This is a genomic window from Sphingosinicella sp., from assembly GCF_041916975.1.
Taxonomy (GTDB): domain Bacteria; phylum Pseudomonadota; class Alphaproteobacteria; order Sphingomonadales; family Sphingomonadaceae; genus Sphingosinicella.
On sequence record NZ_JAYRYK010000001.1, the window covers coordinates 657,634 to 671,908 of the forward strand.

16 protein-coding genes and 2 tRNA genes are annotated in these 14,275 nt (G+C 64.9%); 10 read left to right on the plus strand and 8 right to left on the minus strand.

All coding sequences use genetic code 11. The annotated features are described in order from the left end of the window. Nucleotide 1: 1 nt before the first annotated feature. The 3 genes from ACE3TJ_RS03095 to ACE3TJ_RS03105 are packed head-to-tail and all read left to right on the plus strand — an operon-like array spanning nucleotide 2 to nucleotide 3,577. Nucleotides 2-742 (plus strand): gamma-glutamyl-gamma-aminobutyrate hydrolase family protein, encoded by a 741-nt coding sequence (locus ACE3TJ_RS03095; RefSeq protein WP_374593737.1) that lies wholly within the window; start codon nucleotides 2-4, stop codon nucleotides 740-742. Further along, nucleotides 739-2,121, plus strand: coding sequence for an aspartate aminotransferase family protein (locus tag ACE3TJ_RS03100; RefSeq protein ID WP_374593739.1), 1,383 nt, complete (start codon nucleotides 739-741; stop codon nucleotides 2,119-2,121). The genes ACE3TJ_RS03095 and ACE3TJ_RS03100 overlap by 4 nt, the downstream gene beginning before the upstream one ends. Nucleotides 2,122-2,134: 13 nt before the next feature. Beyond that, complete coding sequence (locus ACE3TJ_RS03105) at nucleotides 2,135-3,577, plus strand: NAD-dependent succinate-semialdehyde dehydrogenase (protein ID WP_374593741.1); 1,443 nt, start codon at nucleotides 2,135-2,137, stop codon at nucleotides 3,575-3,577. A gap of 216 nt (nucleotides 3,578-3,793) precedes the next feature. Here the strand turns inward: ACE3TJ_RS03105 and ACE3TJ_RS03110 are convergent, their stop codons facing one another. After that, nucleotides 3,794-4,537, minus strand: a complete 744-nt coding sequence (locus ACE3TJ_RS03110) for an SDR family oxidoreductase (protein WP_374593743.1) — start codon at nucleotides 4,535-4,537, stop codon at nucleotides 3,794-3,796. A gap of 102 nt (nucleotides 4,538-4,639) precedes the next feature. Here ACE3TJ_RS03110 and ACE3TJ_RS03115 point away from each other — a divergent pair, with 102 nt between their 5' ends. Beyond that, nucleotides 4,640-5,635: an AraC family transcriptional regulator gene (locus ACE3TJ_RS03115; protein ID WP_374593745.1), complete on the plus strand. Its 996-nt coding sequence runs from the start codon at nucleotides 4,640-4,642 to the stop codon at nucleotides 5,633-5,635. Between the two features lie 15 nt (nucleotides 5,636-5,650). Here the strand turns inward: ACE3TJ_RS03115 and ACE3TJ_RS03120 are convergent. The 3 genes from ACE3TJ_RS03120 to ACE3TJ_RS03130 form a co-directional block, all read right to left on the minus strand. Beyond that, nucleotides 5,651-5,727 (minus strand) — tRNA-Arg (locus ACE3TJ_RS03120). A 28-nt stretch (nucleotides 5,728-5,755) separates the two neighbouring features. Next, nucleotides 5,756-6,034 (minus strand): ETC complex I subunit, encoded by a 279-nt coding sequence (locus tag ACE3TJ_RS03125; RefSeq protein WP_374593747.1) that lies wholly within the window; start codon nucleotides 6,032-6,034, stop codon nucleotides 5,756-5,758. A gap of 65 nt (nucleotides 6,035-6,099) precedes the next feature. Next, nucleotides 6,100-7,116, minus strand: a complete 1,017-nt coding sequence (locus ACE3TJ_RS03130) for a polyprenyl synthetase family protein (protein WP_374599291.1) — start codon at nucleotides 7,114-7,116, stop codon at nucleotides 6,100-6,102. Between the two features lie 104 nt (nucleotides 7,117-7,220). Here ACE3TJ_RS03130 and ACE3TJ_RS03135 point away from each other — a divergent pair, with 104 nt between their 5' ends. Together ACE3TJ_RS03135 and ACE3TJ_RS03140 are read left to right on the plus strand one after the other, a co-directional pair. Further along, nucleotides 7,221-7,520, plus strand: coding sequence for a chorismate mutase (locus ACE3TJ_RS03135; protein WP_374593749.1), 300 nt, complete (start codon nucleotides 7,221-7,223; stop codon nucleotides 7,518-7,520). A gap of 73 nt (nucleotides 7,521-7,593) precedes the next feature. Further along, nucleotides 7,594-7,669 (plus strand) — tRNA-Ala (locus ACE3TJ_RS03140). A gap of 21 nt (nucleotides 7,670-7,690) precedes the next feature. Here ACE3TJ_RS03140 and ACE3TJ_RS03145 read toward each other — a convergent pair. Together ACE3TJ_RS03145 and ACE3TJ_RS03150 are read right to left on the minus strand one after the other, a co-directional pair. Then, the gene (locus ACE3TJ_RS03145; protein ID WP_374593751.1) at nucleotides 7,691-8,503 is read right to left on the minus strand and encodes a phytanoyl-CoA dioxygenase family protein; all 813 of its coding nucleotides are present in this window, start codon (nucleotides 8,501-8,503) and stop codon (nucleotides 7,691-7,693) included. Nucleotides 8,504-8,536: 33 nt separating this feature from the next. Further along, nucleotides 8,537-9,118: a DUF4126 domain-containing protein gene (locus tag ACE3TJ_RS03150; RefSeq protein WP_374593753.1), complete on the minus strand. Its 582-nt coding sequence runs from the start codon at nucleotides 9,116-9,118 to the stop codon at nucleotides 8,537-8,539. Between ACE3TJ_RS03150 and ACE3TJ_RS03155 the strand changes: the two genes are divergently transcribed. Further along, entirely contained in the window at nucleotides 9,108-9,938 is an 831-nt protein-coding gene (locus ACE3TJ_RS03155; protein WP_374593755.1) for an NUDIX domain-containing protein, read from the plus strand. The two genes, ACE3TJ_RS03150 and ACE3TJ_RS03155, sit on opposite strands and share 11 nt — an antisense overlap. A 7-nt stretch (nucleotides 9,939-9,945) precedes the next feature. Here the strand turns inward: ACE3TJ_RS03155 and ACE3TJ_RS03160 are convergent, their stop codons facing one another. Together ACE3TJ_RS03160 and ACE3TJ_RS03165 are read right to left on the minus strand one after the other, a co-directional pair. Further along, on the minus strand, nucleotides 9,946-10,776 hold the full coding sequence (locus ACE3TJ_RS03160) for a class I mannose-6-phosphate isomerase (protein WP_374593757.1): 831 nt from the start codon (nucleotides 10,774-10,776) through the stop codon (nucleotides 9,946-9,948). A 22-nt stretch (nucleotides 10,777-10,798) separates the two neighbouring features. After that, a complete protein-coding gene (locus ACE3TJ_RS03165; protein WP_374593759.1) occupies nucleotides 10,799-10,978 on the minus strand; it encodes a hypothetical protein in 180 nt (59 codons plus the stop codon). Nucleotides 10,979-11,075: 97 nt separating this feature from the next. On the opposite strand from ACE3TJ_RS03165, the gene ACE3TJ_RS03170 reads away from it, so the two are divergent. The 3 genes from ACE3TJ_RS03170 to ACE3TJ_RS03180 all read left to right on the plus strand — a co-directional run bounded on the left by ACE3TJ_RS03170 (nucleotide 11,076) and on the right by ACE3TJ_RS03180 (nucleotide 14,209). Then, entirely contained in the window at nucleotides 11,076-12,203 is a 1,128-nt protein-coding gene (locus ACE3TJ_RS03170) for a hypothetical protein (protein WP_374593761.1), read from the plus strand. Between the two features lie 154 nt (nucleotides 12,204-12,357). Next, nucleotides 12,358-13,479 (plus strand): sensor histidine kinase, encoded by a 1,122-nt coding sequence (locus ACE3TJ_RS03175; RefSeq protein WP_374593763.1) that lies wholly within the window; start codon nucleotides 12,358-12,360, stop codon nucleotides 13,477-13,479. Next, the gene (locus tag ACE3TJ_RS03180; protein WP_374593765.1) at nucleotides 13,472-14,209 is read left to right on the plus strand and encodes a LytR/AlgR family response regulator transcription factor; all 738 of its coding nucleotides are present in this window, start codon (nucleotides 13,472-13,474) and stop codon (nucleotides 14,207-14,209) included. The genes ACE3TJ_RS03175 and ACE3TJ_RS03180 overlap by 8 nt, the downstream gene beginning before the upstream one ends. The last annotated feature ends 66 nt before the right edge of the window (nucleotides 14,210-14,275 follow it).

Genomic DNA, 14,275 nt, shown 5'->3' on the forward strand with positions numbered 1-14,275 from the left:
CATGACCACTGCCCGTCCCGTTCTTGGTATCATCTGCTGTCAGCGTACTGTGGGCACCGAGCCTGCGCAGACCGTCATCGAGCGCTATGTGCGCGCGGCGATGCGCTATGCCGATGTCGCCGCGCTGCTCATCCCGTCGCTGCCGGACCTGATGACCGCCGCCGAGGTCGCCCCGCGTCTCGACGGCGTGCTGCTTACCGGCAGCCCGTCCAACGTCGAAGGCCGCCGCTATGCGGAGGACGTCGGCGAAGGCCCGTTCGACCCCGGCCGCGACGAGATCGCGCTGTCGATGGTGGACGCGATGATCGGGCGCGGCCGCCCCGTGTTCGGCGTCTGCCGCGGTTTTCAGGAGATCAACGTCGCACTCGGTGGCACGCTGCGCCGCGATACCTCGGCGAGCGATGATCTCATCCGCCACCACGCGCCGGACGGCGTTGCCTTCGACGCGATGTTCGATCATCGCCACCGCGTCGATCTCGTTCCCGGCGGCATCCTCGCGCGCACGTATGAAAAGCCGGCGCTCGATGTGAACTCCGTTCACTATCAGGGTATCGGCCGCCTCGCGGACAGCCTCACCGCCGAAGCGACCGCGCCGGACGGACTCGTCGAGGCCTACTCGGCGACCATCGGCAAATCGCCCGTCGTCGCCGTCCAGTGGCATCCCGAATGGCACCCGGAATCGAATCCGGACAGCCAGACCTTCTTCAAACTCCTTGGCCAGACTCTCAGGGGAACAGCATGACCGCCGTCCGCAAGAACTACGACATTCCCGCGCTGCGCCGTCTCGACGTCGCGCATCATCTTCCCGCGCAGCAGGATTACAAGCTGATTGAGGACATGGGCGGCAGCCGCATCGTGACCCACGCGGAAGGCTGCTACATCACGGACGGTGACGGCAACCGCATCCTTGATGGCATGGCCGGGCTCTGGTGCGTCAACATCGGCTACGGCCGCGAAGAGCTTGCCGACGTCGCCGCCGAGCAGATGCGCGAGCTTCCGTTCTACAACACCTTCTTCAAGACGGCGACGCCGCCCACCGTGGAACTCGCCGCGAAGATCGCCGGCCTCACAGGCGGCAAGCTCCAGCACGTGTTCTTCAACGCCTCGGGCTCGGAAGCCAACGACACCGTGTTCCGCATGGTGCGCCACTACTGGAAGGTGAAGGGCGAGCCGAACCGCAAGGTCTTCATCAGCCGCTGGAACGCCTATCACGGCTCCACGGTCGCAGGCGTCAGCCTCGGCGGCATGAAGGCGATGCACGCGCAGGGCGATCTCCCCATCCCCGGCATCGAGCATGTCCGCCAGCCTTACTGGTACGGCGAGGGCCGCGACCTGGAACCGCGCGAATTCGGCAAGCTCTGCGCGCAGGCAATCGAGGACCGCATCCTGGAAGTCGGACCCGAAAACGTCGCGGCCTTCATCGGCGAGCCGGTGCAGGGCGCGGGCGGCGTCATCATCCCGCCCGAAGGCTATTGGCAGGAGGTGGAGCGCATCTGCCGCAAATACGGCATCCTCCTCGTGGCGGACGAGGTGATCTGCGGCTTCGGACGCACAGGCGAATGGTTCGGCCACCAGACGCTCGGCTTCACCCCCGATCTCGTCCCGATGGCGAAGGGCCTGTCGTCCGGCTACCTCCCCATCTCGGCGGTCGCGGTGTCGTCCGATGTGGTGGACGTCCTCAAGACCGGCGGCGATTTCGTCCACGGCTTCACCTATTCCGGTCATCCGGTCTGCGCCGCCGTCGCGCTCCGCAACATCGAGATCATCGAGCGGGAGAACCTCGTCGGCAAGGTCCGCGACGATGTGGGCCCCTATCTGAACGCGGCGCTGAAGCGCCTCGATGATCACCCCCTCGTCGGCGAGACGCGCTCGATCGGTCTGCTCGGCGCGGTCGAGGTCGTCGCCGACAAGAAAACCGCCGCGCGTTTCGGCGGCAAGGAGGGCAATGCCGGGCCGGTCGTGCGCGATTTCTGCATCGATAACGGCCTGATGGTCCGCGGTATCCGCGACACCATCGTCATGTCGCCGCCGCTCATCATTTCGCACCAGCAGATCGATGATCTGGTTGACATCATCCGCCGTTCGCTGGATTCGGCCATGCCGAAACTGAAAGCCCTGTAATAGGAGAGTCTCCATGACCCGATCGCCGCTGCTGCGCGAAGCCTGCTATATCGACGGCGAATGGGTGAAGGCCGATAGCGGCGAGACGATAAAGGTCACGAACCCGGCCACGGGCGAGGTTCTCGGCACGGTGCCGAACTGCGGCGCAGCCGAAGCGAAGCATGCCGTCGAGGCTGCGAATCGTGCGTGGCCCGTATGGCGTGCCAAGACGGCGAAGGAGCGCGCAAGCATCCTTCGCCGCTGGTACGAGATCATCATGGCCAATCAGGAAGAGCTCGCCCGCCTCCTGACGCTCGAACAGGGCAAGAGCCTTGCTGAAGCGCGCGGCGAGATCGCTTACGGCGCCTCGTTCATCGAATGGTACGCCGAGGAAGGAAAGCGTCTCTACGGCGACGTCATTCCTGGCCACATGGCGGACAAGCGCATCGTCGTGCTGAAGCAGCCGATCGGCGTCGCCGCCGCGATCACGCCGTGGAACTTCCCGAACGCGATGATCACGCGAAAGGCCGGCCCGGCGCTCGCCGCGGGCTGTCCGATCGTGCTGAAGCCGGCCGCCGAAACGCCTTTCTCCGCCATCGCGCTCGCCGTGCTGGCCGAGGAGGCCGGACTTCCCAAGGGCATCTTCAACGTGCTCACCGGCAAGGCCTCGGCGATCGGCGGAGAGCTCACGTCGAACCCCATCGTCCGCAAACTGTCGTTCACCGGCTCCACGGAGATCGGCCGCCTGCTGATGCGTCAGTCCGCTGAGACCATCAAGAAGCTCAGCCTCGAACTCGGCGGAAACGCCCCCTTCATCGTCTTCGACGATGCGGACGTGGACGCCGCCGTCGTCGGCGCCATGGCCTCCAAGTACCGCAATTCAGGGCAAACCTGCGTCTGCTCGAACCGCCTCTACGTGCAGGCGGGCGTTTACGATGAATTCGTCGAAAAGCTCGCCGCCGCCGCTGCGAAGCTAAAGGTCGGCAGCGGCCTCGAAGCGGGCACCGAGCAGGGCCCGCTCATCAACATGGCCGCGGTCGAAAAGGTCGAGCAGCACATCGCAGACGCCACGGGCAAGGGCGCGAAAATCCTCGCCGGTGGCAAGCGCCACGCGCTCGGCGGCACCTTCTTCGAGCCGACCGTGCTCGCGAACGTCACGCAGGACATGCTCGTCGCGCACGAGGAAACCTTCGGACCGCTCGCCCCCGTCATCCGCTTCGAAACCGAAGACGAAGCCATCGCGATGGCGAACGACAGCGAGTTCGGCCTCGCCTCCTACTTCTATTCGAACAACCTCTCGCGTGTCTGGCGCGTGGCGGAGGCGATCGAGTCGGGCATGGTGTGCGTCAACTCGGGCATCCTCTCCACAGAAGTCGCGCCCTTCGGCGGCGTCAAGCAGTCCGGCCTCGGCCGCGAAGGCTCACGCTACGGCATCGATGAGTATGTCGAGATGAAGTACCTCTGCCTCACCATCTGAGGCGGCGGAAACATTTCGTCCAATAGGCGTTTAGGTTCAGTGCATTGACCCCAATGCAACACCTTGACGCCGGCCTTTTGAGAGGGCCGGCGTCTTTTTAGAGCATCGTGCGGAAATGTGGAAACCGGTTTTCCGCCAGAAACGATGCGTCAACAAAGAGATAGAGCGCGCGCCCTGCGTCGGATTTCACGCAGCGCGCTCTAGAATGCGGCGACATCAGGCAGCCTGCGCCAGCGCCACCGCATCCGGCCCCGCGGGAAACCGCAACTGACCGGTCAGGTCGTTCGACGCCTTCCACACGGCTTCGGCGACGTCCGTTTCTTTCGTCACCAGTGCGGGCTGTGCGAAGGCCGCAAAGATCGGGGCTGCGAAATCCGCGTAGGCCTTCGGAATCAGATCTTCGATTCGCACGTCGCTGTTGTGCGCAAAGCGGGTCGTCGGTGCATAGCCGGGTTCCACCAGCTTGGCGCGGATGCCGAAGTGCGCGAGTTCGTGGGCAACCGATCCTGTAAAGCCTTCGATGGCCTGCTTGCTTGCCGTGTAGGCCGCCGCCAGCGGCATCGGCGCCAGCGTCACGCTGGATGTAACGTTCACGATCACGCCGGATCGGCGCGCGCGGAACTGCGGGATCACGGCCTGCGTCATCGCCATGGTGCCGAAGGTGTTCGTCTCGAAGACCTTGCGCACGTGGGGCATCGGCGTCGCCTCGAACGCGCCCACCACGCCGATGCCTGCATTGTTGACCAGCACATCGATCGGCCCCGCGGCATCGAGCGCCGCCGCGATGCTTTCAGCATTCGTCACGTCCAGCGACAACACACGCAGCCGCTCGGATGGCGGCAAGATGTCCGCGCGGGGCACGCGCATGGTCGCCACGACGTGCCAGCCCTGCGCAAGGAAGTGGCGCGCGGTTTCGAGGCCATAGCCGGACGAGCAGCCGGTGATGAGGATAGTTTTCATGGTGGTTCCTTCTTTCGGTCGCGATTGACAGGAGAAGGATAAGTCCGTCATGATGGACTATCATCAATCATCGGTCCTATATTCATTTGCAATAGTCCGGAAATGGCAGACCCACTCGCTCAGGTGATCGCACTTCTCCGTCCCCGCGCCGTCTTTTCCAAAGGGATCAGCGGCGCGGGGCGCTGGGCTGTGAACTACACGGCGTTCGGACACCCAGGCTTCTGCGCGGTGATCGAGGGGCGCTGCCGCCTCGTGGTCGCGGGCGAGATGCCAGTCACCCTTGAGCAGGGTGACTTCGTGCTCCTGCCCGCCACACCGGCGTTCACCATGTCCGGCCTCGAACCGGCCACACCGAAGCGGATCGACCCGCACGAGATGCTGTCGCCGGGCGAGGACATCCGCCACGGTCGTGCGGACGGCCCCGCCGACGTCCGCCTGCAAGGCGGCTATTTCCTTTTCGACTCTCCGGATGCGGGCCTCATCGTGTCGCTCCTGCCGTCGATGATCCACATCCACGGCGACGAGCGGCTTGCCACGCTAGTGCGGCTTTTCGGCGAGGAAGCGAGCGCTCAGCGGCCCGGCCGCGAATTCGTGCTTACACATCTTGTCGAACTTCTGCTGGTCGAATCCCTGCGCGCGTCGTCGCGGAAAGATACGCCGCCGGGCCTTTTGCGCGGGCTCGCAGACGCGCGCATCGCGGCGGCGCTGCGCCAGATGCACGGCGATCCGAAGCGGCCATGGACCGTGGACGCATTGGCAAAAACGGCAGGCATGTCGCGCTCGGCGTTCTTCGATCGCTTCGTTCGCATGGTCGGGCTCCGCCCAATGGAATACCTGGTAGCGTGGCGCATGGCTGTCGCGAAGGATCTCCTGCGCGGCGACACTCTGGCGCTTGATGAAGTGGCAAGCCGCGTCGGCTACGGCTCGGCGAGCACGTTCAGCACCGCCTTCAGCCGCCACGTCGGCCAGCCCCCGGGGCGCTTCGCCCGCACATCCGAAAGGCTCGATTTCGAACCCGAACGGGTTCGCAAGGCCGACCGGCCGCCCGAGCTTATGCGAGGAAAGCCAAGGCGACGAATGTCGCCGCCCGGCGCCTGAGGGACAACAAAAAACTGGCGCGCCCGGCAGGATTCGAACCTGCGACCCCAAGCTTAGAAGGCTCGTGCTCTATCCGACTGAGCTACGGGCGCCCGCGAGGGGCCTTAGCGCAAATGCGCACTATTTGAAATTGTCGGCGTAGGTCTGGATTTTCAGGCGGTGCGTGCGCGGCGGCAGCACCGTGTAGGCGAAGCCCTCGCGCTCGGCATAGGCCTTGGCGGCCTCGGCGGTGTCAAAGCGCAGCGTCAGCTGGCGGCGCGTGTCGGCGGAGCCTGCCCAGCCGGTGAGCGGATCGGGGCGCTGCGGGTCCGCGCGCTCGAACTCCAGCACCCATTCCTGCGTGCGCGCCTTGCCGCTCTGCATCGCGTTCTTCGGGCGTTGGTAAATCCGGGCAGCCATCTGTCCTCGTCCTTGAAAGCTCGTGGAAACGCCAATGGCGCAGCCTCGGGCCGCGCGTCAAGCGCTCAGAATGCGCGCGCGATCGCGAAACGCACGGTTTCGGTAAGCGCCGCCTTGGCGCTGCTCGCCGGCATGTCGGCGATGGCATCGATGGCGAGCTCGCCGTAGTGCCGCGCGCGCGCCAGCGTATCGGCGATCGAGCCAGACGTTTTCAGCCGCTCGATCGCTTCGGCGAGGTCTTCGTCGGACTTGCGGCGGCCTTCCATGGCGTCGCGCCAGAAGCGCCGCGCCTCGTCGTCCCCGCGGCGGTAGGCGAGGATCACGGGCAGCGTCAGCTTGCCTTCGCGGAAGTCGTCCCCCTGCCCCTTGCCCATGGTTTCAGCGTCGGACATGTAATCGATCGCGTCGTCCACGAGCTGGAACGCAATGCCGAGGTTGCGGCCATAGCTTTCGAGCGCGCCCTCGCACGCCTCGTCGCGTTCCGCGACCACGGCGGCGATCTGGCACGCGGCGGCGAACAGCACTGCGGTCTTCGCAGTGATCACCTGCAGGTATTTTTCCTCGCTCGTCTCGATCTGGCGCGCGACCATCAGCTGGTCGACCTCGCCCTGTGCGATCACGGCGGAGGCGTTCGAGAGGATCTTGAGCACACGCAGCGAGCCGTCTTCCACCATCAGCTCGAATGCGCGGCTGAACAGGAAGTCGCCGACGAGCACCGTCGCCTGGTTGCCCCAGATGAGGTTCGCCGCCTTCTTGCCGCGCCGCAGGTCCGATCCGTCCACCACGTCGTCGTGGAGCAGCGTTGCGGTGTGGATGAACTCCACGCTCGCCGCGAGCTTGTGGTGCCGCTCGCCCGAATAGCCGAGCAGGCGCGCCGAGGCGAGCGTCAGCATCGGCCGCAGCCGCTTGCCGCCGCCCGAGATCAGGTGCCCCGCGAGCGCCGGGATCACCGCCACCGGGCTCTGCATCCGGTCGAGGATGATCTGGTTCACGGAGTTCATTTCGGGCGCCACAAGCTGCATCAGTCCGTCGATGGACGGCGCAGGCTCTGCCGGATTCAACCTGTGGATGGTGGCGCTCACGACTCTGACTTGTCCCATGACGTTTCCGCTGTCATGCGTCCATGCTACATCCACGGCGCTTTGTCACCGCGCCACATCGACGCGCCGATGTTTTGGGGAGCCTGATGACCGACGACCGGAAAGATGATCGCCTCGCCGCATACCGCAGCAGCATCGACAATATCGACGCGGCCCTCATCCACATGCTCGCCGAGCGCTTCAAGATCACGCAGGCCGTGGGCGAATACAAGGCCACCGCAGGGCTCTCGCCCGCCGATCCGGACCGGGAAGCCCGCCAGATCGCAAGGCTGCGGAGGCTCGCCGCCGATGCGAAGCTGGACGAGGAACTCGCGGAAAAGTTCCTGCGCTTCATCATCGATGAGGTGATCCGCCACCACGAGCGCATCAAGAAAGCGCAGGCCTGAAGGCGATTTTCGGAGGCCGTGCAAACCCCGTTGCATCGACGGGGAGGCATCGTTATAGAGCGCCGTCCGGATCGGGGCTGTAGCTCAGATGGGAGAGCGCTGCAATCGCACTGCAGAGGTCAGGGGTTCGATTCCCCTCAGCTCCACCATCCGGATTTCCTGTTTTCCCATCAACCGACATAGTGCGGCTCCGGCCGCTCGCGGAGCTGTTCGTAGTGAACGAGCGACGGTTCGGCGCCCAGCGGAACGGGGGCGCCGCCGCGAAACGCCCACTCGCCGCGGTCGCAATCGGCGGCGCGCACGTAGCCGTTGATGTAGAAGCGCCGGTGGTGATCGGCGCGGTTGGTGCCCGATCCATGCACGAGGTAGGGGCTCCACAGCGCAAGGTCGCCGGGTTCGAGATCGAGGTCGATGAGCCCCGAAGGATCGAGGCCAAGCGCGACGAGCGTGTCTTCGGCGGCGGCATTGTCCATCACCGCGCCTGCGATTTCCATGTCGAGCGCACCGAGCCTGTGGCTGCCGGGAAGGATGCGCATCCCGCCCGAGCGGGCATTATGCGGATCGATCGCGAGACCGGTCTGCACGTAGCTCGCGCCGAGATTGCGATAGGCGTCCGGCGGTCGCCGGAAGCGTGAGTCCTGATGGAAGGCGAAGTCGCCCTTCCCGCCCGGACGCTTCCAGTGGATCTGGTTGATGATCTGTTTGATGTCGTCGCCGATCATCCCGCCGAGCAGTGCCGCGAAGCGCGGATCGGTGCGTGCCTCATCCAGCACGTCGCTGCGCCACGAAGGCCACTGCGCCATGCGCACGTCGCCGTCCGCGATCTTGTAGAAGAGATTGCCATGGCGGAAGCTCTGCCCGTGCGCGGCGGCTTCCGCATATACGCCATCGATCGCCGCACCGATCCGCGCGATGTCGGCAGGCGAAAAGAACTGCCGGATGATGGCGTAACCATCCCGGGCATAATCTTCCATGAAGGTCATTTCAGAGTTTCCGCAGCACCACGTCGATGCGCTTCAGGATGCGCCAGCTTGGTAAAGAAGAAGTAAGGTTACCGCGAGAAGCGATACGGCGACGATCCCGGCGAGCACCGGATCGACAAGCGTGAGCGTGAGCCCGCCGATGGTGAGAATGTCCTCCACCCCCGAAACGATCACGTTCGAGAACGGCTCGGGACTCGCATTCACGACCGCGCGGCCGCTCGCCTTCGCGCTGTGGCTGACGAACGCCGCACCGCCGCCGAGCAGGAACGCCGCCACCTGCCATGCCGGATCGCCCGCATCGATGACGGCGAGCGCTATGAGCGCCCCGCCGAGTGGCCGGATCGCGGTGTGGATCGCATCCCAGATGCTGTCGAGCCACGCGATCTTGTCGGCGAAGAACTCCACGACGAGGCCGATTGCGGCAACGCCGATCACCCAGGGGCTTGCGAAAACATCGAGGCTTTGAAGATGCTGCGGCAGGTCGAGAAGGCCGAAACGCATCGCGAGGCCTGCGGCGAATACGGTGGCATAAAGACGCCATCCCGCGAGCAGGCTGAGGCTGGCGGCGACACCGAGCAGTTCGATCGGGCCCATGGATGAGAAAATGATAGGCATTGCCCCGCTTGGCAAGCAGGCATTGCGGGTCCACATACGCCGCATGTCCACGAACGACGACGCCAAGCCCGCCGCCACGCTGATCCTTCTGCGCGAAGGATCGAGCACGCCCGAGATCTTCATGCAGACCCGCGCGCAGACGATGGGCTTCGCGGCGGGCATGATCGCCTTTCCCGGCGGCAAGGTGGATGCGCACGACATGAACCTCGCCGCATCGCGGCTGGTTGCGAGCCGCCACGATCTCGATCTTGAAGAAATCGCCGCGCGCGTCGCCGCGGTCCGCGAAAGCTTCGAGGAGGCGGGCGTGCTGCTCACGCACGGGCCGGAGATCGCACCGCGTGACTTCATCGAAGCGCAGCCGGCGATCGCGTCGCGGGCGCTCGCGTTCTCCGATTTCCTCGCGCGTCACGATCAGCAGATCGATCTCGACGTGCTCTTTCCCTTCGCGCGCTGGGTGCCGCCGCCCGGTCTTCACGGCAAGCGCTACGACACACGCTTTTATCTCGCACGGCTCCCCGAGGGTGCGAACGCGGGGCACGACGGCAACGAAGCGACGACCTCGTGGTGGATCACGCCGTCGGAGGCGATCGCACGCGCCGACCGTCAGGAAGCCGAAGTGATGTTCCCCACGCGCCGCAATCTCGAACGCCTCGCGCAGCACGCGAGCGTCGACGCACTTATCACGCACGCGATGGAAACGCCGGTCGTCACCGTGCAGCCCGAGGTCCGCATGTGCGACGGCGGCCTCCATCTCTGCATCCCGGAAGGCATCGGCTATCCGGTAACGCGCGAGCCGCTGGAGACCGCGCGCCGCGCGTGACGCGCTTTCAGAATTCCAGGATCGTCGCCACCTCGCTGCCGGGATAGGAGACGAGGAGATCGCTGCCGGGCACGGCTTCGAGATCGGCATCGCCTTCCACGAGCAGCGTCTCGCCCGATCGTGCATCACCGGCTCGGCCATCGATCACCGTGATCCATACCGGCCGATCGCGCGGCGGGCGCAGGTGCAGGCGCGCGCCGGTGCGCCAGCGTTCGACGACGAATTTTCCACCCGCGGACAGCAGCGTGCGTCCCCGGGAGAGGTCGTGCCGTTCGTCCGAAACGAAGAACGGATGCGCATTCGAAACCGCGACTCCCTCTTCGAGGTGGAGCTCGCGCGGGCGTCCATAATCATAGAGTCGGTAGGTGAGATCGACGTTCTGCTGGATCTCGATGATGGTGACTCCGGCGCCGATCGCATGGACGGTGCCTGCCGGTGAGTAAATAAAATCACCCGCCTTCACCGGCTTCCAGTCGATCAATTGCTCGATCGAACCGTCGATGGCAGCCTCGCGCAATTCGTCTGCAGACAGCGGACGCACCGTGCCGAGGCCGACCGTGCCGTGTGGTTCTGCGGCAAGCACGAGCCACGCTTCATCCTTGCCGCGCGCATAGCCGGCGGCACGCGCGGCGGCATCGTCGGGGTGCACCTGCACGGACAATCGCTCACTCGTGAACAGGTACTTTATAAGAAGGTCAGGGTCGCGCCCGTCGGGAGTCTCGAACCAGATCTCTCCAATCTTTTCATCATCCTCCGGGACGTCTTCAAAGAAAGGTGAGAGATGCCGCCGGCCCCACGGCTTCTCGATGCGGCGTGTTATCAGCTTGGTAACCGTCATCGTATTTCCTGCCTCCCCTCAGTCATGTTCCGGCTGCGTCTGCGAGAGCGCATCCGCTTGCCGGGAAACTTTCGCCGCGTTCGATATCGCGCTTTGCATCCTTATCTTCGGGATCGCGTTTCAGTTGCTTTACATCCTCGGCCTTCAGCATCAGGCGCGTCTCAAGAAATCCTGTCTTGCGTTTTGCCATGACTAATTCCATCAAGAATATGGCAATTATTACGAACTATCTGCGCGTTGGTAGTTTTTCAAATTTTGTGGACATGTTAGCGTCCTCCATCCGTCAATGGGAGATCATGATGGCGAAGAAGAAAGAAACGGTAGCGAAGGCGAAGAAGCCGAAGAAGGTTAGCGCTGCCAAACCGGCCGCGAAGAAGCCGGCTGCGAAGAAGCAGTCGACGGGTTCGGATTTCGGTGAACATCTCGCAGCCGCCGGTGCGCAGCTGCAGGCACGTGCGGAAGCGATGTTCGGGCAGTGGCTCGATCAGGCTTCGTCGACGCTGCGCAAGAGCGGCGTGCAGACCATTGTCGACGACATCAAGTCACGCTCCGGCTTCGAAAAGATTGCCAAGGAACTCGCCAGCAACGTCGCGAGCGAGATCACGAAATTTGCTGCGTCGACAAGCATCGGCGCCAAGGTTGCACCGAAGGCGAAGCCGGGTCCGAAGCCGAAGGGCAAGCCCGGTCCGAAACCCAAAGCGGCTGCTGCGAAGCCTGCCGTGAAGGCACCGGCGAAGGCGAAAGCGAAGCCGGGTCCGAAACCGAAAGCCGCCGCGCCGAAGGCCGCTGCGAAGCCGGCCGTGAAGGCACCGGCGAAGCCGAAGGGCAAGCCCGGTCCGAAGCCGAAAGCGGCTGCGAAGCCTGCTGCGGCGAAGCCCGCCGTTTCGGCGCCCGCCAAGCCGAAGGGCAAGCCGGGTCCCAAGCCGAAGGCCGCTAAAGCTGCTGCGAAGCCGGCCGTGAAGGCACCGGCGAAGCCGAAGGGCAAACCCGGTCCGAAGCCGAAAGCCGCCGCACCGAAGGCCGCTGCGAAGCCGGCCGTGAAGGCCCCCGCGAAGGCGAAAGCGAAGCCGGGTCCGAAGCCGAAGGCCGCTGCGCCCGCGAAGCCGGCAGCCGCGCCTGCCGCCGCCGCTCCGTCGGTGTCGGCACCCGCCAAGCCCAAGGGCAAGCCGGGTCCGAAGCCGAAAGCCGCCAAGGCTGCCGCACCGGCGAAGCCGAAGGGCAAGCCCGGTCCCAAGCCGAAGGCCGCTGCACCGAAGCCGGCAGTGACTGCTGCTCCGGCTGCCGCAAAGGCGAAGCCGGGTCCGAAACCGAAGGCTGCGGTTGCGAAGCCTGCTGCGGCTGCGCCCGCGAAGCCGGCTGCGCCTGCGGGCCTCACGCCGCGCCGTCGCGGACCGCGTCCGTCGTCGCGGCCTGCGCCGAAGAAGTAAGCGTTAAAACAGGAATGGCCCGGCGCGTTTCGTACTCACGACGCGCCGGGCTTTTCTTTTGCTCTCGAATTTCCTGCGAAGCGGCCATGCGCTTCGACGAAGGATATACCTTCCCCCGCGCAATCGCCGCGGGAATGCGCTATCGTGGGCGCCAATGAACAGGTCGTTGCTAAAAGGCGTGCTCGCTAACGATTCCGCACGCACAGCCATCCAGTCGATTTTCGGCTTCTGGCTCTTCTATTTCCTCATCGTCACGCTGCGCGCATTCGCGCTCGGCTTCGAAGAGCTGCTTCCGATGGCCGGGCGGCGTGCGGTGGTCACGATCATCGGCATGACACTCAGCTGGGCGCTGTATCTTGCGCTCGCCCCGCTCGAAAAAGCCCCCCTGCGCAGACGCGCGCTGATGATGTTCCTGCTCTGCGTGCCCGCCGCGGCGCTGTTCACCACGTTCAATTTCTACGCCTTCTACGTCTATGAGCCGCTGCCCTCCGTCGCCGAGGATCTCGCGCACAAGGAGCGCTCGCTCGCCATGCTGCTGGCGATCATTTTCGAGGGCACGGTCACCTGGTTCTTCTTCTTCGCGGCATGGGCGGCCTTCCATCTGGCGCTCGGCTACGCGGCCGATGCCGCGAAAGCGGAACGCCGCGCCGCTGCCTTCCGCGAGGAGGCGCAGGCCGCACAGCTCCGCGCGCTGCGCTATCAGATCAATCCGCATTTCCTGTTCAACACGCTGAACTCCCTGTCGTCGCTGGTCCTCACCAATCGCAACGACGAGGCGGAACGGATGATCCTCAACCTCTCCACCTTCTTCCGTGCGAGCCTCACCAGCGACCCGACCGAGGACATTCCGCTCGCCGACGAACTCGATCAGCAGCGCCTCTATCTCGAGGTCGAACGCGCCCGCTTTGGCGACCGCCTCGAATTCGATTTCGACATCGCCCCCGAAGCGGAACGGCTGCGCGTGCCCAGCCTCATCCTCCAGCCGCTGATCGAGAACGCCGTGAAATACGCGGTGTCGCCTTCGAACGCGCCGGTGTGCATCCGCGTGAAGGCAAGCCTGCACGATGCGATGCTCCACATCGTGGTTGAGGACGACGGCGCATTTGCCGCACCGCAGGCGCAGGTGGATGGCACCGGCACCGGCCTCAACAATGTCCGCGATCGCCTGCGCGCGCGCTTCGGCGATGCCGCGGCATTCAAGGCAGGCCCGTGGCCGGGCGGCGGCTTCCGCGTCGACATTGCCATTCCCGTGAAACGACCGGTGTCCCATGCCTGATAGCCCCCTCCGTACGCTCGTCGTCGACGATGAAGCCATGGCGATCGAACGGATGCAGGTGCTGCTTGCGCGTTTCGATGACGTCAATCTCGTTGGAACCGCGAGCACCGGCGGCCAGGCGCTGCGCCTCATTGAGGCGCTCTCCCCCGATCTCCTGCTGCTCGATATTTCGATGCCGGGTCTCGACGGGATCGGCGTCGCGCAGGCGGTCCAGCGTCTGCCGCAGCGTCCCGCCGTGGTGTTCGTCACGGCGTTCGATCAATATGCCGTCACCGCGTTCGACGTCGCGGCCGCCGATTATCTGTTGAAGCCGGTCGATCCAGCGCGCCTCGGCAAGGCGCTGGCGCGCGTGCGCGAGCTGCGCGTGAATGCGCCCGCAGGGCCTGCGGAAGACGATGGCTATGTCAAGGAATTCTGGGTTCCGCACCGTTCGGAGATCATCCGCGTCGATGTCGACGCGATCGATATGGTCGAGGCCGAGAGGGACTATATGCGGCTGCACACCGCCGACCGCTCGTTCCTGCTTCACCAGACGATCAAGGAACTGGAGCGAAGGCTGGACCCCGATCTCTTCATCCGCATCCACCGTTCGAAGATTATCCGGCGCGAGCGTATCAAGGGCCTCGTCCATCTCGGCTACGGCGTGTGGTCGGTCGATCTCGGCGACGGCGGCGATCACCGCATCGGCCGCACCTATCTCTCCGACGTGAAGCGCATCACCGGCAAATAATCGCGCACCCAAAAAGAAAAAGGGCGGGCACCCCTGGGACGTGGTGCCCGCCCTGTCGGCGGCATC

Coding starts and splice junctions, on each gene's coding strand:
- ACE3TJ_RS03115 (WP_374593745.1), top strand. CDS start 4,640: ATGGCAGACCCACTCGCTCAGGTGATCGCACTTCTCCGTCCCCGCGCC.
- ACE3TJ_RS03095 (WP_374593737.1), top strand. CDS start 2: ATGACCACTGCCCGTCCCGTTCTTGGTATCATCTGCTGTCAGCGTACT.
- ACE3TJ_RS03160 (WP_374593757.1), bottom strand. CDS start 10,776: ATGACGGTTACCAAGCTGATAACACGCCGCATCGAGAAGCCGTGGGGC.
- ACE3TJ_RS03135 (WP_374593749.1), top strand. CDS start 7,221: ATGACCGACGACCGGAAAGATGATCGCCTCGCCGCATACCGCAGCAGC.
- ACE3TJ_RS03180 (WP_374593765.1), top strand. CDS start 13,472: ATGCCTGATAGCCCCCTCCGTACGCTCGTCGTCGACGATGAAGCCATG.
- ACE3TJ_RS03110 (WP_374593743.1), bottom strand. CDS start 4,537: ATGAAAACTATCCTCATCACCGGCTGCTCGTCCGGCTATGGCCTCGAA.
- ACE3TJ_RS03100 (WP_374593739.1), top strand. CDS start 739: ATGACCGCCGTCCGCAAGAACTACGACATTCCCGCGCTGCGCCGTCTC.
- ACE3TJ_RS03150 (WP_374593753.1), bottom strand. CDS start 9,118: ATGCCTATCATTTTCTCATCCATGGGCCCGATCGAACTGCTCGGTGTC.
- ACE3TJ_RS03175 (WP_374593763.1), top strand. CDS start 12,358: ATGAACAGGTCGTTGCTAAAAGGCGTGCTCGCTAACGATTCCGCACGC.
- ACE3TJ_RS03170 (WP_374593761.1), top strand. CDS start 11,076: ATGGCGAAGAAGAAAGAAACGGTAGCGAAGGCGAAGAAGCCGAAGAAG.
- ACE3TJ_RS03165 (WP_374593759.1), bottom strand. CDS start 10,978: ATGGAATTAGTCATGGCAAAACGCAAGACAGGATTTCTTGAGACGCGC.
- ACE3TJ_RS03155 (WP_374593755.1), top strand. CDS start 9,108: ATGATAGGCATTGCCCCGCTTGGCAAGCAGGCATTGCGGGTCCACATA.
- ACE3TJ_RS03105 (WP_374593741.1), top strand. CDS start 2,135: ATGACCCGATCGCCGCTGCTGCGCGAAGCCTGCTATATCGACGGCGAA.
- ACE3TJ_RS03125 (WP_374593747.1), bottom strand. CDS start 6,034: ATGGCTGCCCGGATTTACCAACGCCCGAAGAACGCGATGCAGAGCGGC.
- ACE3TJ_RS03145 (WP_374593751.1), bottom strand. CDS start 8,503: ATGACCTTCATGGAAGATTATGCCCGGGATGGTTACGCCATCATCCGG.